Origin of the sequence: Chitinophaga caeni (assembly GCF_002557795.1) — a bacterium.
GTDB lineage: Bacteria > Bacteroidota > Bacteroidia > Chitinophagales > Chitinophagaceae > Chitinophaga > Chitinophaga caeni.
This window is the reverse complement of the sequence record NZ_CP023777.1, coordinates 5,123,463-5,141,702: the sequence shown is the minus strand read 5'-3', so window position 1 is coordinate 5,141,702 and position 18,240 is coordinate 5,123,463. Positions and strand designations below refer to the sequence as shown.

The following is an 18,240-nucleotide window of genomic DNA, read 5'->3' as shown; positions in this document are numbered from 1 at the left end:
TCAGTTATTTTTGATATTAGGCATCTTCTTCTACATCAGCTTCCGCGTCTCTACTCCCGGCAAAATCATCCTCCAATAAACTGATATCGCTAATGAATTGTTGCGGGATTTGTTTAGTTGTTTTGGCTTCCAGCCGTTTGATATTATCGATCTTCCCGGTAATAGTATCGCCTCTCCTGGCGCCCTCACTTAGTTTATTCAAAGCCTTGGTATAAGAATTATTAGCAGATTGCAAGCTATCGCCCAACCTACTCATATCTTCTAGGAAGCTGACGAATTTATCATGAAGGGCGCCGCATTGTTTAAAGATTTCTTCAACATTTTTAACCCTGTTTTCCTTCTGCCAAATCATTTTCACCATTTTCATAGCTGCTACTAAGGTGGTAGGCGTGATGATAACAATATTCTTCTTCAAGGCTCGGTCAAATATATCCGGGTTCTCGTTGAGCGCTAAACTTAAGGCAGATTCGAAATGCATGAACATGAATACGAAAGGAGGGGCATTGAGTCCCTGCAAGTGCTGGTAGTTTTTAGCGGAAAGATCATCAATATGGTGGATGATATTCTTCGCTAATTGTTGTAAATAACTTTTTTTCTCATTATTATCTTGCGCGTTAAAATATTGTATATACGCGTTGAGCGAAACTTTACTATCGATGATGATGTGTTGGCCACCCGGCAGGTTCAGGATGAGATCGGGCTTACGGGTAATGTTTTCTTCCGTGTCTTTGAACGCGCCCTGGGTACTGTAATCGATATATTTCTCCAGGCCTTCCGCTTCTAGGATAAGTTTCAGCCTGTCCTCGCCCCAGTTGCCTTGAACTTTTACATCAGATTGTAAAGCTTTAGAAAGTCTTTGTGCGTCCCCGCTTAATTGCTGATTCATCTTTTGCAAGGCTTCCAGTTCTTTCTTTAGGCTGGTAATATCCTGGATGTCTTCTTTGCGGGTTTCTTCAATCGTTTTTTTGAACTGGGTAATATCCTGTTTTAAAGGGTTCAGCAGGATATCCATATTGCTCTTATTATTCAATGCAAATTCTTTACTGTTGTGGTTCAGTATTTCGGTAGCAAGATTTTTAAATTTCTCTTCAGATAATTCCTGTAAGCGTACCACTTCCTCCTTGAAATCGGACATTTTATCTTGCAAGTTTTCATTTTCTTTTTTCAAACTGGCGCATGCCGTATGCAACTGGACGAGCTCGGAATCCTTGGCCTGTAAATACCTTTGCAATTCATCCTTTTCGAATTTTTGTTCTTGAATTTGTTTCAACGTATGTAGGTGCAATTCTTTGGAAACGTACAATTGTTCCAATGTTGTTTTTGAAACGGATTGAGTTTGCTGGAGTTGTACTTGCTGGTAATTCTTGTTTAAATCATCATACAAATGCTTATCAACACTATTTCTATTCTTTGTTGATATGGCAATGAAATATCCGAGTAATGTTCCGGCAACTAGTGCTGCCAATACATATAATAAGGTCATCATGAATTATAAATTAGGCTTCCCCAAAAATACTGAAACTTATTTAGAGCTGAAATACAAAAGCCCCGGACATATGATGACCGGGGCTTGAAATATCAACGAATTTATTTTTTACAAGAAATGGTAGCGAACAAATGCTTCCATCGCTGCATATTTCTGCAAACCGAGTTTGTCATAAAGTTCCGCTGTATTCGCATTCCTATCTTCTGCACGTTGCCAGAACTCGCGCAAATCAGTTCCTTGGAAAGGAACCACGTCTTTCTGACTTTGGTGGATGAAGATACCAAGGCGTTTTTGCATTACTTGGTCGGGGCTCATCGGTACGGCCATCTCAATTTCATGGATGTCCCATTCTTGCCAAGCGCCTTTATATAACCAAACCCAACAATCCTTGATCCAATCTTCGTTTTTCAAGCGCTCCAATGCCGCGAATATAATATCCAAGCATACCTTGTGCGTGCCATGCGGATCGGCTAAGTCGCCCGCGCAATAAATTTGCTGCGGTTTTAATTTTTGTAATAGATCCACGGTGATTTGGATATCTTCTTCACCCATTGGCTTTTTCTCCACCAAACCTGTTTCGTAGAAAGGTAGGTTTAAGAAGTGTGCATTGTCTTCCACACCTACGTAGCGGCAGGTAGCTTTAGCTTCGCAGCGGCGGATCAGGCCTTTGATCGCGCGGATCTCCGGTGTATCTTTTTGGGATGGTTTCTTGATTTTCAAGAATGCTTTAGCTTCTTCTAAAACTTTAGAGCTCTTGTTGCTATCAATTTCGAACATTTTGTCGAAACCTACGGCGAAATCGATGAAACGCAATACAAATTCATCGGTCACGGCGATGTTACCGGATGTTTGATAAGCGACATGTACATCGTGACCCTGCTCGTGCAGGCGGATGAAAGTGCCACCCATAGAGATAATATCATCATCTGGGTGGGGGGAGAAGATCAGCACGCGTTTGCTGGCGGGTTCTGAACGTTCCGGGTGGTTCGGCAAGTTCGCGCCCGGTTTACCTCCTGGCCAACCCGTAATGGTGTCGCGGATACCGTTAAATTGTTCGATGTTTAATTCGTAGGCGGAACCGTATTGTACAACGAGATCATTCAATCCATTTTCATTGTAATCGCGATCCGTCAACATCAGGATGGATTTATTCAATTTCAACGCTAGGCTGGTAACAGCTTTGCGGATCAACTTCGGTGTCCATTCGCAATCCCCTGTCAACCAAGGTTCCTTGTACCTGGTCAATTCTTGCGCTGCTTGTTCGTCGATCACGAACTGGCAATTAGGATGTTGCTGCAACAGGGAAGCCGGCACCTGATCGGTACTATGACCTTCAACAGAGCGGCGAACGATTTTCGCTTTATGGGAACCCCAAGCCATCAGGATAACGCGTTTGGCCCTCATGATCGAGCTGATACCCATGGTAATGGCTAACCTTGGCACTTGGCTCATGTTAGGGAATTCGTAAGCGTTGGCAAGGCGGGTGGTATTGTCTAAAGTTATAAGGCGCGTATGCGAGTTGATATTGGAGCCCGGTTCGTTAAAGCCGATATGGCCGTTGTTACCGATACCCAAGATCTGTACATCGATACCACCTACTTCTTCAATTTTGCGTTCATAAGCTTCGCAATAAGCTTTAATCTTTTCTTTAGGCACAGTTCCGTCAGGGATGTGGTAGTTTCCTTCGGGGATGTCAACATGGTTAAATAAATGCTCCTTCATGAAGCGGTTATAGCTTTGTAAAGCATCCGGCTCAATGGGATAGTATTCGTCCAGGTTAAAAGTTACAACGTTTTTGAAGCTAAGTCCTTCCTCTTTGTGCAGCCTTACCAACTCCGTGTATAAGTATTTCGGTGTGGAGCCGGTAGCAAGGCCGAGCACGCAAGGTTCGTTGGCTGCCTGCTTTTCCCGGATGAGTGCCGCAATTTGCTGGGCTACCGCTTGGGAGCCTTCCTTGGCGGCAGGATGAATCTCAACGGCAATTTGTTCAAAACTGTCGATCAGTTCAATTTCCTGGTGATTGATGGTCATGAGTCAATGTTTTATATGCGTTTTAAAAACGAGCCGGAAAAATATAAAATTTACAGGTATCTAGGACAAATATTTAATATTTGTTAAATATCCCTCCCGAATTATTGAAAATTCATAAGCTATCCATAAAATTAGTGCAAGTTGCAAATGTACAAAAGCTAAACATTTAGCGGGTGAATTTTTTTGCAAAATTTATCTTAATTCATAAAAAATTCTCCAGGTTAAGCTTCGGGGTAAAAATCCAAATTCATTGAAATCTCGTTACTTATAATATACACACTCCATAAATTCTCCCGGGAAGGATTGATGGTCATGCTTATAATTTCTGCTCTCAATAGGGCTGTTTTTCTATTGGATAACCTTTAAAATCCTCGTTTAATAATGAAAAAGTTATGCTTTTTATGCATCGCTACAGGCATGTTCCTGGTAGCGGGACCCGGTAAACTCGATGCGAATTCTCACCAACCTGCAAGTTGCATCTCCGTAGTTTTTGAATGGAAAAAAGCTAAAGACGGCGCTTGGCCGGGCATGAAAGATGGAAAAACTTATTGGTACAAGTTAAAAAAAGGCGGAAACCTTGTTTGGAGTACTGATGGTAAGTCCTGGGCCGAAGTACCCGGGAATGCCTGGGCTGATAAAGACGGCAAATGGCTAAAAATCAGCGATGGCAAACTGCTGTGGTCTAAAGATGGTAATGATTGGGCCGAAGTACCCGAATGGAAATGGGAAGCCTCCGATGGGAAATGGTACAAGTTCGATAAGAATTGGGGACTCTGGGTAAATATGTAAATGTTTGCGTACCCGGTACGCGAAGTGGTTAACACGTAATGCAAAGTGGTAGAGGTCGTCTTGTTTTAAAGGCGGCCTCTATTTATATAGTAAGTGAAATGAGCCGTTCCATATGATATAATAAGCCCCGCCTGGATGCGCTATTCTTAAGTAAGAACGGAAGCGTGACGGGTGCTGTTAACGTAAAATTATTAATCCTTGAACGGTTCCGGGTGATTACCTCACCACTATCTCATCCACGAACAACCAGCTATCTTCTCCCGCACCGGGGTTCCCCGAGGGAATCTTCCCGGCATTTTCAAGCACAATTTTTACATAACGGGCTGAAGCGCCGGGTTGGTAATGTAATTTCATTTCACCGATTAATTTCCCTCCGAAAGAGCCTTCAGTAGTCCTATTGTTGAAGTTTTTACCATCGGTCGATAGACCGATGGTAATCTTTTTTCCTGCCCAAATCCATTGACTGGGATTCTGCAAACTCCTGCAAGATACTTCCTTGACAGGCATTTCTTTTCCGAGGTCAATGACTGCTTCCATATTCTTTCCCGCGTAACCCAACCATGCGCCGCTCGCATGTTCCTCGTTTCCCTTGATACCATTTACAAGTGTAAATGCACCATCGGCCATATATTTTTCACTGGGTTGTGTTAATAAGGTTGTTTTTTTTCCAAGGGCTTTATGGTAAATAAAGTCTTGATGATAACCGCTACCAAAGGCTTTTTGTCCTTGGAAAACCTTCGCCCAAATATCCATATCCTTGCTGACCTGGATCGGTTTTTTATAAATTGGTGAACGCGGCGTAGGTTCTTTACCATCCAAGGTATAACGGATGACGCCGCCATCTAATTTCGTATCAAGCGAAACACTCACTTGGCCGTCTGCCTTATTTTCAACCTTGCTTACAATCCCGAATACATGCTTCGCATAATTGACATGTTTTACATCTAAACGTTTCAGATGCACTTTCAAACGGTTTAAGAAATCATCATAATCCCGTTTTCCTTCCGGCGACCACAATACTTCCGACAATGCGGTTGCACGCGGGTATACCATGTATTCTACCTGTTCGGGCGTTAAAATATATTCGCTCCAAAGGTTGGCTTGCGCCCCGATGATATATTGCTTTTCTGTTTCTGATAAAGAAGCCGGAACAGGTTCAAAACTATAAACTTTACTAACAGGAGTAAATCCTCCTATAGCGATAGGCTCAGATTTATCTTTAGATTGATAATGATCGAAATATACGTGGGATCCCGGGGTCATAATAACATCGTGATGTTGCTTGGCTGCCTCGGTACCACCTTCCATACCTCTCCAGCTCATCACGGTTGCATTCGGTGCGAGCCCGCCCTCTAAAATTTCATCCCAACCGATGATTTTTTTGCCTTTGCTATTGATATATTTCTCCATTCTTTGAATGAAATAACTTTGCAAGGCATGTTCATCTTTTAAGCCTTCCGCCTTGATCCTGGCCTGGCACTTGGGGCATTCTTTCCAGCGCGTTTTAGGACATTCATCACCGCCGATGTGTACGTATTTGCCAGGGAACAACGGCATTACTTCGTCTAATACATCCTGTAAAAATGCGAAAACAGAATCATTTCCTGCGCAAAAAACATCATCGAATACTCCCCATTTGGTACCGACTTCGTATGGACCACCGGTACATCCGAGGTTAGGATACGCTGCCAAGGCCGCCAGTGCATGGCCCGGCATTTCAATTTCAGGAATAACCGTTACCTGTCTTGCCGCTGCATATTTAACGACATCTTTAACTTCTTCCTGTGTATAATAGCCACCGTATGGCTTGCCATCGAATTTATTATCTGCATAACGGCCAACCATAGAAGTTTTTCTTCGTGATGCAATGGTTTGTAGCTTGGGGTATTTCTTGATTTCGATACGCCATCCTTGGTCATCGGTAAGATGCCAATGGAAAGTATTCATTTTGTGCATCGCCAATAGATCGATGTATTTTTTTACGAAGCTAACCGGGAAGAAGTGGCGGCATACATCGAGATGAAGACCCCTGTATTGAAATCTCGGGTAATCTTCTACCGTTACCAGGGGAAGCGCATAATTTTTGCTTTTTTCCACCGGTACTAATTGCATGACGGTTTGCATACCGTAAAAAGTGCCCGCATCGTCATTGCCGGTAACTGTTATCGCGTTTGGCGAACTGCTGATCCTGTAGCCTTCGGCGGGCGACTGTTGCAGGGTTCGTAATATGATGACATTATTGGTCGCTGTAGCTACGATCGGTAATGCATAGCCGCTGATACTCTTGAAATATTCATTAAATAATTCCGCGGTTTGTTTTTCTGAAGGGCTGTTCGCCATCAACTTAGTACCGGGATTAATCATGAAGTAACCATCTTTTTCTTGGAGAGAAACCGGTAGTGGAATGATGTTAGCTTTACGCGTAGCTTGCGCTGATGCCTCTAAACTGAATACACAAGCTATCATTAACCCAATGACAGATTTGCGAAGCAACAAGTTGATAATTGACATGGAGCGTGTTTCTTTTGTGTGTTGAAATATTTTGGATCACTGTTAGGTATAAAGATAGATATTGATTGATTAAATTAATCACGGATTTTTATGGATTAGGGGATTTCACGGATTTTTTTCGGGGAAGTTTTGGGGGGCAATGGAAATGGCCGTGAATATTGGGGGGGATGATAGGGGAATGATGGGGGGAATGACGTGGAATAAAAAATCCCGGTTATGGGATAACTGGGATTTTTTTAAATTGTTAATCATTGTTGTCCGACTAAAATTGCATCCAATTTACTTGGATTTCCTTACATGGTCAAGGACATAAGCGAAGGGTGATCTATTCGGCCCCGCCAACAAAACCGTGGAACTTCGCACCGTTGATAGCGAAGGGAAGCTTGGCCATACAGTAGCACAAAAGCTGGATCGAGCAATCTAATTGGCGGCTGTGATGGTCAATTTGTGCCCTTTTTTGTTACTTTTTTGGGCAAGCAAAAAAAGTACAAAGAAATGTGCAGGTGAACATTGGATCGAACTTTTGAGGCGATGATAATTTTTTCGTTGAAAATTTAGTAGGACAATAATGATTGTTAATATTTTTTTTGCTTTTGTTCTTGTTGTTTTTTTGTTGATATGTTAATTGATTTCCAATTCGCACATCACTGGTCGATGATCGGAGGCTATCGTTTCTTCAATAACTTTTGATTTGATTATGTTGAATCTGGATGCCGGGTGAACAAATATGTAATCTATTTTAATCTTGGGCGAATCTGCGGGATGCGTTGGCCCGCTGAATTCTGTTACGTCGTGGTATAATTTTTTGAAATGTAACATTTCTTTAGACCCGGGAACGGTGTTGAAATCACCCGCGATAATAGTCGGGGTTATTCCCGGTTCGAAATGTTTATATAAAATATTCATTTGTTCTGTTCTGTCGATTCCATCTTCATTAAAGTCGAGATGGGTGCTTACAAAATTGAAAAGGCTGTCATCGGGCAATACTAAGCGGGTTACCGCGGCAGTGCGCGGTTCTGCTTTCGGGTTTTTACTGGGCAATGGAATGCTATAGCTACTATCAATAGGGAACTTTGAAAGCACCCCGGTTCCATATCCGCCACCTTGTAAGTCCATTGCTTTACTGAAATAAATATACATACCGGTGAGGGAAGCTAACTCTTTGAGTTGATCCACTTGCTTGGTGCGCGTTGTCATACTATCAACTTCTTGTAATGCAACCACATCAGGATTGTAAGCGAGAATTACTTTAGCGATGCCGCTGATATCCAGTTCCCCGTTGTTGTTCTCCGCATGGTGGATATTATAGCTTAGAACACTAAGATGTTGGGGTGTATTCTGTGCTTTAATAAGGGTATTGGAACCAACGGCCATTATCATAAATAGCGCAAATCGTTTCATAGATAACATATTAATTCGAGTCAGAAATCACATGTTAAATTACAAAAACTCTTTTCTCTACAAAAAGAATGCATGTAATAATGTGATGAATTCTTATAAGTATATCAATATGAATGCCATGAATTTCGATGCAAACGATTTGCGCAATTTTACGCATTAAAAAATATTCTAAGAATTACTTGGTGAAAGCAGTCCTAACATTTCTACCAATCCAAGCCTGTGGCACTTTTAGCCCGAATATATAGGCAATTGTTGCCGCGGTATCAAAAGTGTTAACTGTTTCCTGTATTTCTTGATTTTTTTTGATGCCTTTACCCATAATTAACCATGGAATTTCTATTTCTTGCAGGGTTTTGCCACCGTGACCTTTATTAATCCCGCCATGATCGGCAGTCAGCATCACGATTGTTTCATCCCAGGTGCCGGATTCTTTAATGGCATCGAGGATTTTACCAATTAATTGATCTTGGATTTTCAATTGCGCGTAATACTCCGGGGTATCATGCCCGATTTTATGCCCCGTTTCATCAGGTTGATCGAAATGTATGAATAAGAAATTAGGCTTTTCGTTTTTGATATAATCTGTTGCAACAGCAGTGGTCATGCTATCTGATTCACAATGCACATCTTTTTTCACGGTTTGCTTGGGAAAGAGGTAGCCGATACCTTCCCAGGTGTAAATCACACCGGCGGAATACTTCGGTTTTTGTTCGTACAAGAGTGTAAAGATAGATGGGAACATCCCGAATTGATCAACAACGCGCGATGGTATTTCCGGTTTGCGGCTGTTCCATTCCGTGTAACCATGTATTTCCGGGCTGGCGCCCATGAGGAGCGATGCCCAGTTAACAGCGCTGGAAGTAGGTAATACGTTCCGGGCTTTAATTGTCCAAGAACCTTGTTGCATCATTTCTTTAAGCCGGGGCATTTCCGCTTTCGGGATGCTATAAGAGCCGAAGCCGTCCAGTCCTATCAAGATGACATGTTTTACGCCTTTTACGCCTTTGGATTGAGCAAAGGCAGGGAAAGATAAAAATGCTAGGCATAGCCCAAATAACAAATGCTTCATATTTACTGTCTTTCGTTTCAGTAAATATAGAAGCATTTGTTTAATATTTGTAAATAAAGTTTACTAAACTTCTTCAGCAATTTTACGAATGGTAGCTACCTGGTCTGCCTGGGTAAGAGAAATCCCGTATTCGGGAACCCCGGGAATACCGCCCATACTAACATTAGGGTTTCTGAATTGCATCTGGCTTTCTTCGTAAGCTTTAGCTGATGTATGGTACTCTGTTGCTTTCGTTGTTGTAACGAGTTCCGCAATATTGTTGGCCCTGACACCCGAGCCGACCATGATCGTGATGCGGCCATCGGCTTTGTTGACCAGTTCTGCTAATAACCCGGCCCCTTCAACCGCCGTATTTCGGTGTCCTGACGATAAGATTCTCTCGCAGCCACAATCGATGATATCTTCCATGGCTTGGAAAGGATCAACCGTCATGTCGAATGCGCGGTGGAAAGTAACGCCTAAAGGGTATGCCAATTCAACTAACTCGGTCGTTCTGATTTTATCGACCCTGCCATCGGCTGTTAATAAACCGGTTACCACGCCATCACATCCCAGCTCTTTGCACATCCTGATGTCCTTTTTCATCACTTCGAACTCGGTATCATCATAGAGAAAATCACCCCCTCGCGGGCGGATAATGGGATATAGTTGTATACTGATCTTCTCCCTGGCTACCGCGATGGTGCCATAGCTGGGGGTTGTACCACCTTCTAACAAGTTATCACATAATTCAACCCGGTCTGCGCCCCCATTTTGCGCAGCAATACATGAGCCAACGGAGCCCGCTGCAATTTCTAAAACGATTGCCATTTCAATTCAATATAGAAGATGAATTATTTAAAATAATACTTGCCCTTAATCAATTTCTTTTGATCTTCCGCGTTGCAAACAGCGTAGTTGAATCCTTGCTGCAAGCAATATGCACCGTGTTCACCTTTTTTATTCAAGGCTAGGAAACCGATCTGGATAGCTTTCGCCTTCGCTGGATCGCGTTTTACGATGCGCATCACGGCCTCTTTACAAGCATTTTCAGGCGAATAACCTTGGCGCATTAACTCCACTACCAGGTGGCTACCTACTATGCGGATCACTTCCTCACCGACACCGGTCGAGGTAGCCGCACCAACTTCATTATCGACGAACAAACCGGCGCCGATGATAGGAGAATCTCCAACCCGGCCGCGTAATTTGAAGGCCATGCCGCTGGTAGTGCAAGCACCGGAAAGGTTCCCGTTCGCATCCATCGCCAACATGCCGATCGTATCGTGGTTGTACACGTTCCCCGGCAGCATCAGCGGGTTGTAAGCCGTTGCACCATTGCTGTCGTAGGATTTGGTTTCCATGTTGATGATCGGCTTATATTCCGATTTTTCTAACCACTCTTTCCAGGCTTTTTCCGCTTCCTGGGTGAGCAAGTTTTCCTTTTTGAAACCGTTTTCCAAGGCGAACTGCAAGGCGCCTTCGCCTACGAGCATAACATGCGGCGTTTTTTCCATCACCAACCGGGCAACGGAAATAGGATGCACGATATGTTCCAAGGCAGCTACCGAGCCGCAATTGGAGTATTCATCCATGATGCAGGCATCCAAGGTAACATGCCCGTCACGGTCGGGATAGCCGCTATAACCGACGCTGTGGTTCTTAGGATCGGCTTCAGGTACGTGTACGCCGCGTTCCACGGCATCTAGCGCCCGTCCGCCAGCGCTTAGCACTTTCCATGCTTCCGCGTTGGCAGCGATCCCGAAATCCCAGGTAGAAACAACGATCGGTTTCCCTTTTACAACTTTGGGGGTGGCAGCTTTGGCCGTTTTAGAAACCCCGTCAATTGAAAAGGCAGCAGCACCAAGCACTGCTGCCTTGAAAAATTTACGCCTGTTTTGCATATTGTAAATTTGTGAAGCTTTTGCTTCCTGGCAAAATTAATCTTTCATTTCCCAGGCCAGTGCGCTGGCGCCGAGAATAGCGGCATCACTTTCCTTCAGTTCCGAGAAAAGCAATTTCACTTTATTTTGGAATATAGGCAATAAGTTTTTCTCCATATGCTCCCTTACAGGTTTCATGATGAGGTCACCGGCTTTCGTAAGACCACCGAAGAGGATGATGGCTTCCGGGCTGGAGAACATCACGAAGTTGGCCAGGGCTTCACCCAGTACTTTTCCCGTGTAAGCGTATACTTCGCGGGCAAGCGGATCGCCTTTTTGTGCCGCTTCGAAAATCACCTTGGAAGAAATTTCATTTTCAGGGTAGTTTCTAAGCAAGCTTTCCGTTTCAGGCCTGTTGTGTAAGAACTCGATAGCAGTATTGGTAACGCCCGTCGCAGAAGCATAAGATTCGAGTGAACCTTTAGCGCCTGTACCCGGGTGTAATCTTCCGCCCGGAATCACGATGACGTGACCCAATTCGCCTGCAAAACCATCATGACCGTAGATCAATTGACCGTTGGCCACGATGCCGCTTCCCACGCCGGTACCGAGGGTAATCATGATGAAATCCTTCATACCCCTGGCCGCACCGTACGTCATTTCACCTACGGCAGCCGCGTTGGCATCATTGGTGAGATGCGTAGGGATATTGAACAAACCTTGTAACATGCTTGCCAAGGGAATGATTCCCTTCCAGCGAAGGTTGGGAGCATATTCAATATTTCCTGAATAATAATTTCCGTTAGGAGCGCCCACGCCGATACCTTTAATATTGGCGGGTCCGCCGACTTGGTCGATAAGTTTGGATAAGTGCCCGTGTAGTTCGGATAAGTAGGTCGTAACTTCTTCATGGGCTTTGGTTGACATTTTCCCATCGCACAAAATGTTACCTCTTCTATCTACAATGCCGAACACGGTATTGGTTCCTCCAATATCAATGCCCACCGCTAATTGCTGACTCATAATCAATTCCTTGAGATTTTAGTATAGATTTAACTCTGATCGCGTAAAATGCTAAGTATGCAAAGCACAATACAGGTATGATGTAAGAAGTGTGGATACCGATCGTATCGGCCAAGCCACCTTGAACAAGTGGAACGATCGCCCCACCGAGAATCATCATAATTAAGAAGGCAGAACCTTGGGAAGTATATTTCCCCAAACCTGCGGTAGCCAATGTGAAGATACAAGGCCACATTACGGAGCAGAAAAGACCTCCACTGATAAAGGCAAACAATGCTACTTTACCTGTTGTCACCAAACCGATCACCATTGCAGCAATACCAAATAAGGCAAATACTAATAATTGACGGGCGGGTTTATCTTGACTTAAGAAGAAGGCTACCACGATGAATGAAATACATACACCGTAAATATATAGATCGCTAACATCACCTTCCCTGATCGCGTTAATCAATAAATAAACGACGAACGCTATATACGGTACAATAACCGTTAATATTTTTTTCCAAGTTGCAGATGGGTTGAATGCACTCGTACCGGCAGTCCAACGCCCCATCATCATACTAGCCCAGAATAAAGAAACGTAGTGGCTGATTTGAGAGGAGTCCAGGTTTTCGGTTACCTTCAAATATTCACCCAGGTTGGAAGCGATAGAAACTTCAACTCCTACATAAATGAAGATGGCCACCATACCCAGCACTAACTGCGGGTATTTCAACGCGCCGAAGCCTTTCTCCATCTTTTCATCGTTACGCACAGCCGGTAATTTCGACATGTAAAACACGATCGCTACCAATATGAATAATACGCCCAATACCAGGTAAGGGATTTTCACGGCGCTGATCGGTGCATTTTTCGCCGCATCCTTCGTGGCCTCGCCAAAGATGGCGATACTTACCAATACAGGACCCAGCGTGGAACCGAAATTATTGATACCACCCGCTGCGTTCAAGCGCTTGGCGCCGTCGGCAGGGTCGCCCAGGGCGATTGCAAAGGGGTTGGCAGCAATTTGTTGCAAAGAGAAACCTAAGCCTACCATGAATAATGCGGTGAGCATTAAAGCGAAAGATTCGGTTTGGGCAGCCGGGTAAAATACCAAGGTACCTAGACCGGAGAAAATGATCCCGTAAACGATCCCGTTTTTATACCCGATACGGTTGAGGGGATCGGTGCCCCAAATTTTTCCAACGATGAAATAAATAATAGCTCCTACGAAATAGGCGATATAAAATGCAAATCCTACCAGTTGCGATTGCCATTGTTCCAAGTGGAATTTTTCCTTAAAAAGTGGTATCAGAATATCATTAGAGGCAGCAACAAACCCCCAGAAAAAGAACACCATTACTAACACAAAAAACTGTGGGTGGGTTCCTTGCTTCGATTGCGTGGACATATTACTTGTTAATTTTAAATAAATTTGTGGCAATAAATGTATAAATTATTTTTTATCATTTTCGCAAAAAACTAAAGAAAATGTTCAGGTTTCATAACTGCTTTAACGTTTTAGCTAATATATTTATGAAATTTAAAAAGTAATGAGTATGTTCGTGTTCACGTGAACACATTCAATCAAAGCAGCTTATGTCAACAATGACTTCAACCAAACCAGCCAGCAGTACGGCTACACCATCAAATTATAAGCAGGCCATGGTCGTTATCGGGACCATGTTTTTTATCCTGGGTTTTGTTACCTGGCTCAACAGCTTGCTAATACCTTTCTTGAAACAGGCATGCGAACTTACTGATTTCGAAGCATACTTCGTGACATTCGCATTTTATATTTCCTACTTTGCCATGGCAATCCCTTCTTCGCTCATCCTGAAGAAGATCGGGTTTACCAAGGGAATGTCGCTCAGCCTCGTCGTGATGGCCATCGGCGCCCTGGTATTTATCCCCGCGGCACAAAGCCGTTCTTACATCGTTTTCTTACTGGGTTTATTTACTACTGCTGCCGGCATGACCTTGCTGCAAGCAGCCGTAAACCCCTATGTTACGATTTTAGGCCCGATTGATAGCGCGGCGCAGCGTATGAGTATCATGGGTATCTGTAACAAGGTGGCCGGTATGATCGGTATTTTTATCCTGAGCATGTTCTTGTTCCATGACAGTGCGGAAATCTCCGAACGTATCAAGACCCTTAGCGGCGCCGAGAAAGAAGCGGAATTGACATTACTGGCATCGAAGGTGATCGTGCCTTATATCGTGATGGCAGCCGTTTTATTTGTCCTGGCCTTCATTGTAAGGAAAGCCCCACTGCCGGAAGTTAACGCGGAAGACAACGTGGAATCTAATGAACCGGACCAGTATGGCAGGACTTCTGTATTCCAGGTGCCGTACCTCGTATTAGGCGTAATTTGTATATTCTTATATGTAGGGGTAGAGGTATTAGCGATCGATTCCTTGACTTTATTCGGTGAATCGCAAGGGTTTACCCAGGACATTGCTTCCAAGTTCGGTATCGGTAGTTTAATTGCCTTTACAGTAGGATATTTACTGGGTATCGTGTTGGTGCCTAAATTTATTTCCCAAAGGAAGGCATTTATTCTTTGTGCTATCCTGGGAATGGTATTCACTACCTGCGCGATATTAACCAGCGGTTGGACTGCCATCATCTTTATGATCCTGGTGAGTTTTGCACATTCCCTGATGTGGCCGGGCATTTGGCCTTTAGCGATCAATAAGCTTGGCAAGTTTACCAAGATCGGATCGGCATTATTGGTAATGGGTATCGCCGGGGGAGCCATCCTGCCGTTAATCTACGGTAAAATGGCCGACGTGATGGCTGACAGGCAAATTCCTTATATCATCATGATTCCATGTTACCTGTACATGATTTATTACGCGATGAGCGGTTATAAAAAAGGCTTGCCAGCCGAATAATTTGTCGCTAATAATTTTTATATAAAATTCGCAAACCCACCCACCGAGGTGGGTTTTTGCTTTTGTATGGTACTTAAAAGTTGGGAATCAAATTATTATAATGCTTGTTAAGCTGTTTAGGAATGGAGCCTACTTGCTTTTTCCTGGTAATAATTCATCGAAATTTCACCTGTTTATAACTTTCTATTCACATAATAATGTTATTTTTTAAAAGGTGGGTACAACTTTTATAAATGTTTTATATTTTTAGGTGTAAAAAATACATTTATTAGACTTATATGATCCAGCAAGTAAGGGAGCAATTTATATCAACATTTGGGAAGGAACCCATCGTCACTACTTCACCCGGTAGAATTAATTTAATAGGCGAGCATACGGACTACAACGAAGGATTTGTATTACCGGGAGCCATCGATAAGAACATTGTTTACGCGGTGTCTTTAAACGGTACGGATACCTGTAATGCATTGGCTTTGTTTAACGGGGAATTGGTATCGTTTGAAGTGAATAATATTCAACCGACCAACGAAGGTTGGATCTGTTACCTGATGGGTGTTGTATATCAAATGCAACAAATGGGGCACGAAATAAAAGGTTTCGATTGCGTATTACACGGGAATATTCCCATCGGCGCCGGTTTATCTTCATCAGCCGCCGTGGAAGGTGGGCTCGTAGTTGCTTTAGACCAATTATTGAACCTCGGTATGGATCGCATGGATATGGCGAAAGTAGGTCAATTGGCAGAACATACGTTCCCCGGTGTAAAATGCGGCATCATGGATCAGTTTGCCAATTTGCACGGGAAAAAAGATACGGTGATGCGCCTTGATTGCCGTAGCCTGGAGTACCATTATTTTCCATTCGAGTTCGGTGATCAATATAAAATCGTGTTGTGCAATAGCATGGTATCGCATTCCCTCGCTTCTTCGGAATATAACGTGAGAAGGGCGCAGTGCGAAGAAGGAGTTGCCATCTTGCAACAGTACTTGCCGGGTATCAAAAGTTTAAGGGATGTAAGTTCTGAACAGGTGAAGGAATATGCGGATAAATTACCTGCCAAAGTATATGATCGCTGTTTGTACGTGACTTCAGAAAATGAAAGGGTATTAGCTGCTTGCGAATACTTGCAACAGAATGACCTGGAAAATATGGGTAAGTTGATGTACGCAACCCACGAAGGTTTGAGCAAGTTATACGAAGTTAGTTGCCCTGAACTGGATTTCATGGTAGAGTGGGCCAAGGAAAGACCCGAAGTTGCAGGCGCCCGGGTTATGGGCGGTGGTTTCGGCGGTTGTACGATTAACTTGGTAAAAACGGACAAGGTAGATGAATTCATCGCTTTCATGAAACAGCGTTACGAATCAAAATATAATAAAGTGCCCGAAGTATACGTCACGAGTATTGAAAAGGGTACTTCCGTAGTTTAAATGTTTATGTTTGAGATTTAGATAGATTGAAAAAGGAACATCCCATTGCGGGTGTTCTTTTTTTATATGGCAAATTGCAATAAACAAAATACCCCGGTGCCATTTGCGCCGGGGTATTTTTATAATCACCTGTGTTATGGAAACCTGTGGATTAATACTGATCGTCGAATGCGAAAATCGGTTTGCGGTTGATCCACTGGCCGCGGGTAAAGTCCGGAATGTATTGAACGTTACCGCCTTCTGCAATAGACTGCTCGCTCAATGGCGTGATGGAGTACCATGTAGCCAAATCGTAAACATCTAACGGGTATTCTGCACCGCGCTTGATACTCTCGATGAATGAATTGATCACGTACCAGTCCATACCACCGTGCCCTGCACCGGAAGCGTCATTTGCATAACGTTTCCATAAAGGGTGGTCGTATTTACCGAAATAAGATTCCGGATCGTTGAAATCACCTGTTTTCTCGTAAGAGTGAGGCTTAGATTTACCGGCGATGTGCACGGATCTTACATCGTCCATCCACAAACCGTTCGTACCTTGTACGCGGAAGTTCAAGGAGTAAGGACGCGGGGAGTTCGTGTCGTGAGACAACATGATCGTTTCACCGTTGCTGGTTTTCAACAAGGTGGTAACAATATCGCCCAGGTTAAATTTTACCTTGGCATTCGGATGGTTTTCGCCACCGTGATCCACGATGTATTTGTGCAATCCGCGGGATTTAGTTGCCACTGAAGACAAGGTCATCAAGCGGTTACCCCTGTTGAGGTTGATCACGTTACCTACGGGACCTAATCCATGCGTAGGGTAAAGGTCGCCGTTACGGTGAACCGAGTGATTGGTTCTCCAATGAGCTTCTGAAATAGCTTTCTCACCAAATTCCACGCCGCCGCCGTAAACTTGTTTACCGTTGTTGAATTTCACTTCGCGCAGATCGTGCTGGTAGCCACCTTGCAGGTGAGTAATTTCACCGAACAAACCTTGGCGCGCCATGTTCAATACTGCCATAACATCCCTGCGGTAGCAAACGTTTTCCATGGCAAACACCTGGATGCCGGTAGCTTCGCTGGTGTTTACCAGTTCCCAACATTCCTGCACATCGGAAGCGCCGCAAACTTCAACTGCCGGAGTTTTACCAGCTTTCATCGCTGCCACTGCTTGGATCGTGTGCCATTCCCATGGAGTCGCGATAATAACGGCATCGATATCATCGCGTTTCAACATGTTATGGAAATCTTCCGGCCCGTTGGAATACTCGGCAACTTTTTTCTTTGCACCGTAAATTTTCTCGATCATCTTCCTGGATTCAGGAATGGCCCTGTTGGTATCAGGATCCGCGATCGCAACAACTTCCACATCCGGCCTGTGCAAGCAAAGGGAAAGGTGGCCGCGGCCTCTTTCTCCTACGCCGATCAAACCTACTTTTACTTTATCTTTCTTCTGTGCAGCGAAAAGTTTTGCCGATGATCCCATCAACGACAAGCCAACACCGGCTGCCGCGGTGTTCTTGAGAAAATTTCTGCGATGTAAATGCTTATTCATAATGCTGTATTGTTACTGTATGAACGTTGAAGCACTAAATTTATAAAATTAGGTGTATGAATTACGCATATACTTGTTTTTTTGTGACATTATTGTGAGAAAAGGGTTTCATCTTGTTTAAATGGTAAGGTATTTTAGGCGATGAGGGTAAAGAATAGAACAATATCCGTGAAGGGCGTATTTCTTTGAATCCCTTTATTGTAGCACTTCTTATCGAA

The 18,240-nt window shown here is 43.7% G+C and carries 13 protein-coding genes; 3 read left to right on the top strand and 10 right to left on the bottom strand.

What is annotated here, in order from left to right; all coding sequences use genetic code 11:
• Positions 1 to 16: 16 nt before the first annotated feature.
• Entirely contained in the window at positions 17 to 1,486 is a 1,470-nt protein-coding gene (locus COR50_RS21575) for a DNA recombination protein RmuC (RefSeq protein ID WP_098195925.1), read from the bottom strand.
• 108 nt (positions 1,487 to 1,594) lie between these two features.
• Complete coding sequence (gene nagB, locus COR50_RS21570; protein WP_098195924.1) at positions 1,595 to 3,517, bottom strand: glucosamine-6-phosphate deaminase; 1,923 nt, start codon at positions 3,515 to 3,517, stop codon at positions 1,595 to 1,597.
• A 381-nt stretch (positions 3,518 to 3,898) separates the two neighbouring features.
• Between nagB and COR50_RS21565 the strand changes: the two genes are divergently transcribed.
• A complete protein-coding gene (locus tag COR50_RS21565; RefSeq protein ID WP_098195923.1) occupies positions 3,899 to 4,306 on the top strand; it encodes a hypothetical protein in 408 nt (135 codons plus the stop codon).
• 216 nt (positions 4,307 to 4,522) lie between these two features.
• On the opposite strand, the gene COR50_RS21560 is transcribed toward COR50_RS21565, so the two are convergent.
• The 7 genes from COR50_RS21560 to COR50_RS21530 all read right to left on the bottom strand — a co-directional run bounded on the left by COR50_RS21560 (position 4,523) and on the right by COR50_RS21530 (position 13,565).
• On the bottom strand, positions 4,523 to 6,817 hold the full coding sequence (locus tag COR50_RS21560) for a glycoside hydrolase family 20 protein (RefSeq protein ID WP_198405732.1): 2,295 nt from the start codon (positions 6,815 to 6,817) through the stop codon (positions 4,523 to 4,525).
• 621 nt (positions 6,818 to 7,438) lie between these two features.
• Positions 7,439 to 8,218 carry an endonuclease/exonuclease/phosphatase family protein gene (locus tag COR50_RS21555; protein WP_157761051.1) on the bottom strand — a complete coding sequence of 260 codons (780 nt, stop codon included), beginning with the start codon at positions 8,216 to 8,218 and terminating at the stop codon, positions 7,439 to 7,441.
• A 175-nt stretch (positions 8,219 to 8,393) separates the two neighbouring features.
• A complete protein-coding gene (locus COR50_RS21550) occupies positions 8,394 to 9,287 on the bottom strand; it encodes an alkaline phosphatase (protein ID WP_098195920.1) in 894 nt (297 codons plus the stop codon).
• A gap of 63 nt (positions 9,288 to 9,350) precedes the next feature.
• Positions 9,351 to 10,097 carry a copper homeostasis protein CutC gene (locus tag COR50_RS21545; protein ID WP_232516226.1) on the bottom strand — a complete coding sequence of 249 codons (747 nt, stop codon included), beginning with the start codon at positions 10,095 to 10,097 and terminating at the stop codon, positions 9,351 to 9,353.
• 23 nt (positions 10,098 to 10,120) lie between these two features.
• The gene (locus COR50_RS21540) at positions 10,121 to 11,170 is read right to left on the bottom strand and encodes a N(4)-(beta-N-acetylglucosaminyl)-L-asparaginase (RefSeq protein WP_098195918.1); all 1,050 of its coding nucleotides are present in this window, start codon (positions 11,168 to 11,170) and stop codon (positions 10,121 to 10,123) included.
• 36 nt (positions 11,171 to 11,206) lie between these two features.
• Entirely contained in the window at positions 11,207 to 12,172 is a 966-nt protein-coding gene (locus tag COR50_RS21535) for an ROK family protein (RefSeq protein WP_098195917.1), read from the bottom strand.
• Positions 12,144 to 13,565 (bottom strand): MFS transporter, encoded by a 1,422-nt coding sequence (locus COR50_RS21530; protein ID WP_098195916.1) that lies wholly within the window; start codon positions 13,563 to 13,565, stop codon positions 12,144 to 12,146. Before COR50_RS21530 ends, COR50_RS21535 begins: the two co-directional genes overlap by 29 nt.
• Before the next feature lie 188 nt (positions 13,566 to 13,753).
• Between COR50_RS21530 and COR50_RS21525 the strand changes: the two genes are divergently transcribed.
• Both COR50_RS21525 and galK read left to right on the top strand, forming a co-directional pair.
• Positions 13,754 to 15,052, top strand: a complete 1,299-nt coding sequence (locus COR50_RS21525) for a sugar MFS transporter (protein WP_232516225.1) — start codon at positions 13,754 to 13,756, stop codon at positions 15,050 to 15,052.
• A 278-nt stretch (positions 15,053 to 15,330) separates the two neighbouring features.
• Positions 15,331 to 16,479 (top strand): galactokinase, encoded by a 1,149-nt coding sequence (galK, locus tag COR50_RS21520; protein WP_098195914.1) that lies wholly within the window; start codon positions 15,331 to 15,333, stop codon positions 16,477 to 16,479.
• Between the two features lie 151 nt (positions 16,480 to 16,630).
• On the opposite strand, the gene COR50_RS21515 is transcribed toward galK, so the two are convergent.
• Positions 16,631 to 18,022: a Gfo/Idh/MocA family protein gene (locus tag COR50_RS21515; protein ID WP_098195913.1), complete on the bottom strand. Its 1,392-nt coding sequence runs from the start codon at positions 18,020 to 18,022 to the stop codon at positions 16,631 to 16,633.
• Between the last annotated feature and the right edge of the window lie 218 nt (positions 18,023 to 18,240).

Coding starts and splice junctions, on each gene's coding strand:
- COR50_RS21560 (WP_198405732.1), bottom strand. CDS start 6,817: ATGTCAATTATCAACTTGTTGCTTCGCAAATCTGTCATTGGGTTAATG.
- COR50_RS21555 (WP_157761051.1), bottom strand. CDS start 8,218: ATGAAACGATTTGCGCTATTTATGATAATGGCCGTTGGTTCCAATACC.
- COR50_RS21515 (WP_098195913.1), bottom strand. CDS start 18,022: ATGAATAAGCATTTACATCGCAGAAATTTTCTCAAGAACACCGCGGCA.
- nagB (WP_098195924.1), bottom strand. CDS start 3,517: ATGACCATCAATCACCAGGAAATTGAACTGATCGACAGTTTTGAACAA.
- COR50_RS21525 (WP_232516225.1), top strand. CDS start 13,754: ATGTCAACAATGACTTCAACCAAACCAGCCAGCAGTACGGCTACACCA.
- galK (WP_098195914.1), top strand. CDS start 15,331: ATGATCCAGCAAGTAAGGGAGCAATTTATATCAACATTTGGGAAGGAA.
- COR50_RS21535 (WP_098195917.1), bottom strand. CDS start 12,172: ATGAGTCAGCAATTAGCGGTGGGCATTGATATTGGAGGAACCAATACC.
- COR50_RS21545 (WP_232516226.1), bottom strand. CDS start 10,097: ATGGCAATCGTTTTAGAAATTGCAGCGGGCTCCGTTGGCTCATGTATT.
- COR50_RS21530 (WP_098195916.1), bottom strand. CDS start 13,565: ATGTCCACGCAATCGAAGCAAGGAACCCACCCACAGTTTTTTGTGTTA.
- COR50_RS21575 (WP_098195925.1), bottom strand. CDS start 1,486: ATGATGACCTTATTATATGTATTGGCAGCACTAGTTGCCGGAACATTA.
- COR50_RS21565 (WP_098195923.1), top strand. CDS start 3,899: ATGAAAAAGTTATGCTTTTTATGCATCGCTACAGGCATGTTCCTGGTA.
- COR50_RS21550 (WP_098195920.1), bottom strand. CDS start 9,287: ATGAAGCATTTGTTATTTGGGCTATGCCTAGCATTTTTATCTTTCCCT.
- COR50_RS21540 (WP_098195918.1), bottom strand. CDS start 11,170: ATGCAAAACAGGCGTAAATTTTTCAAGGCAGCAGTGCTTGGTGCTGCT.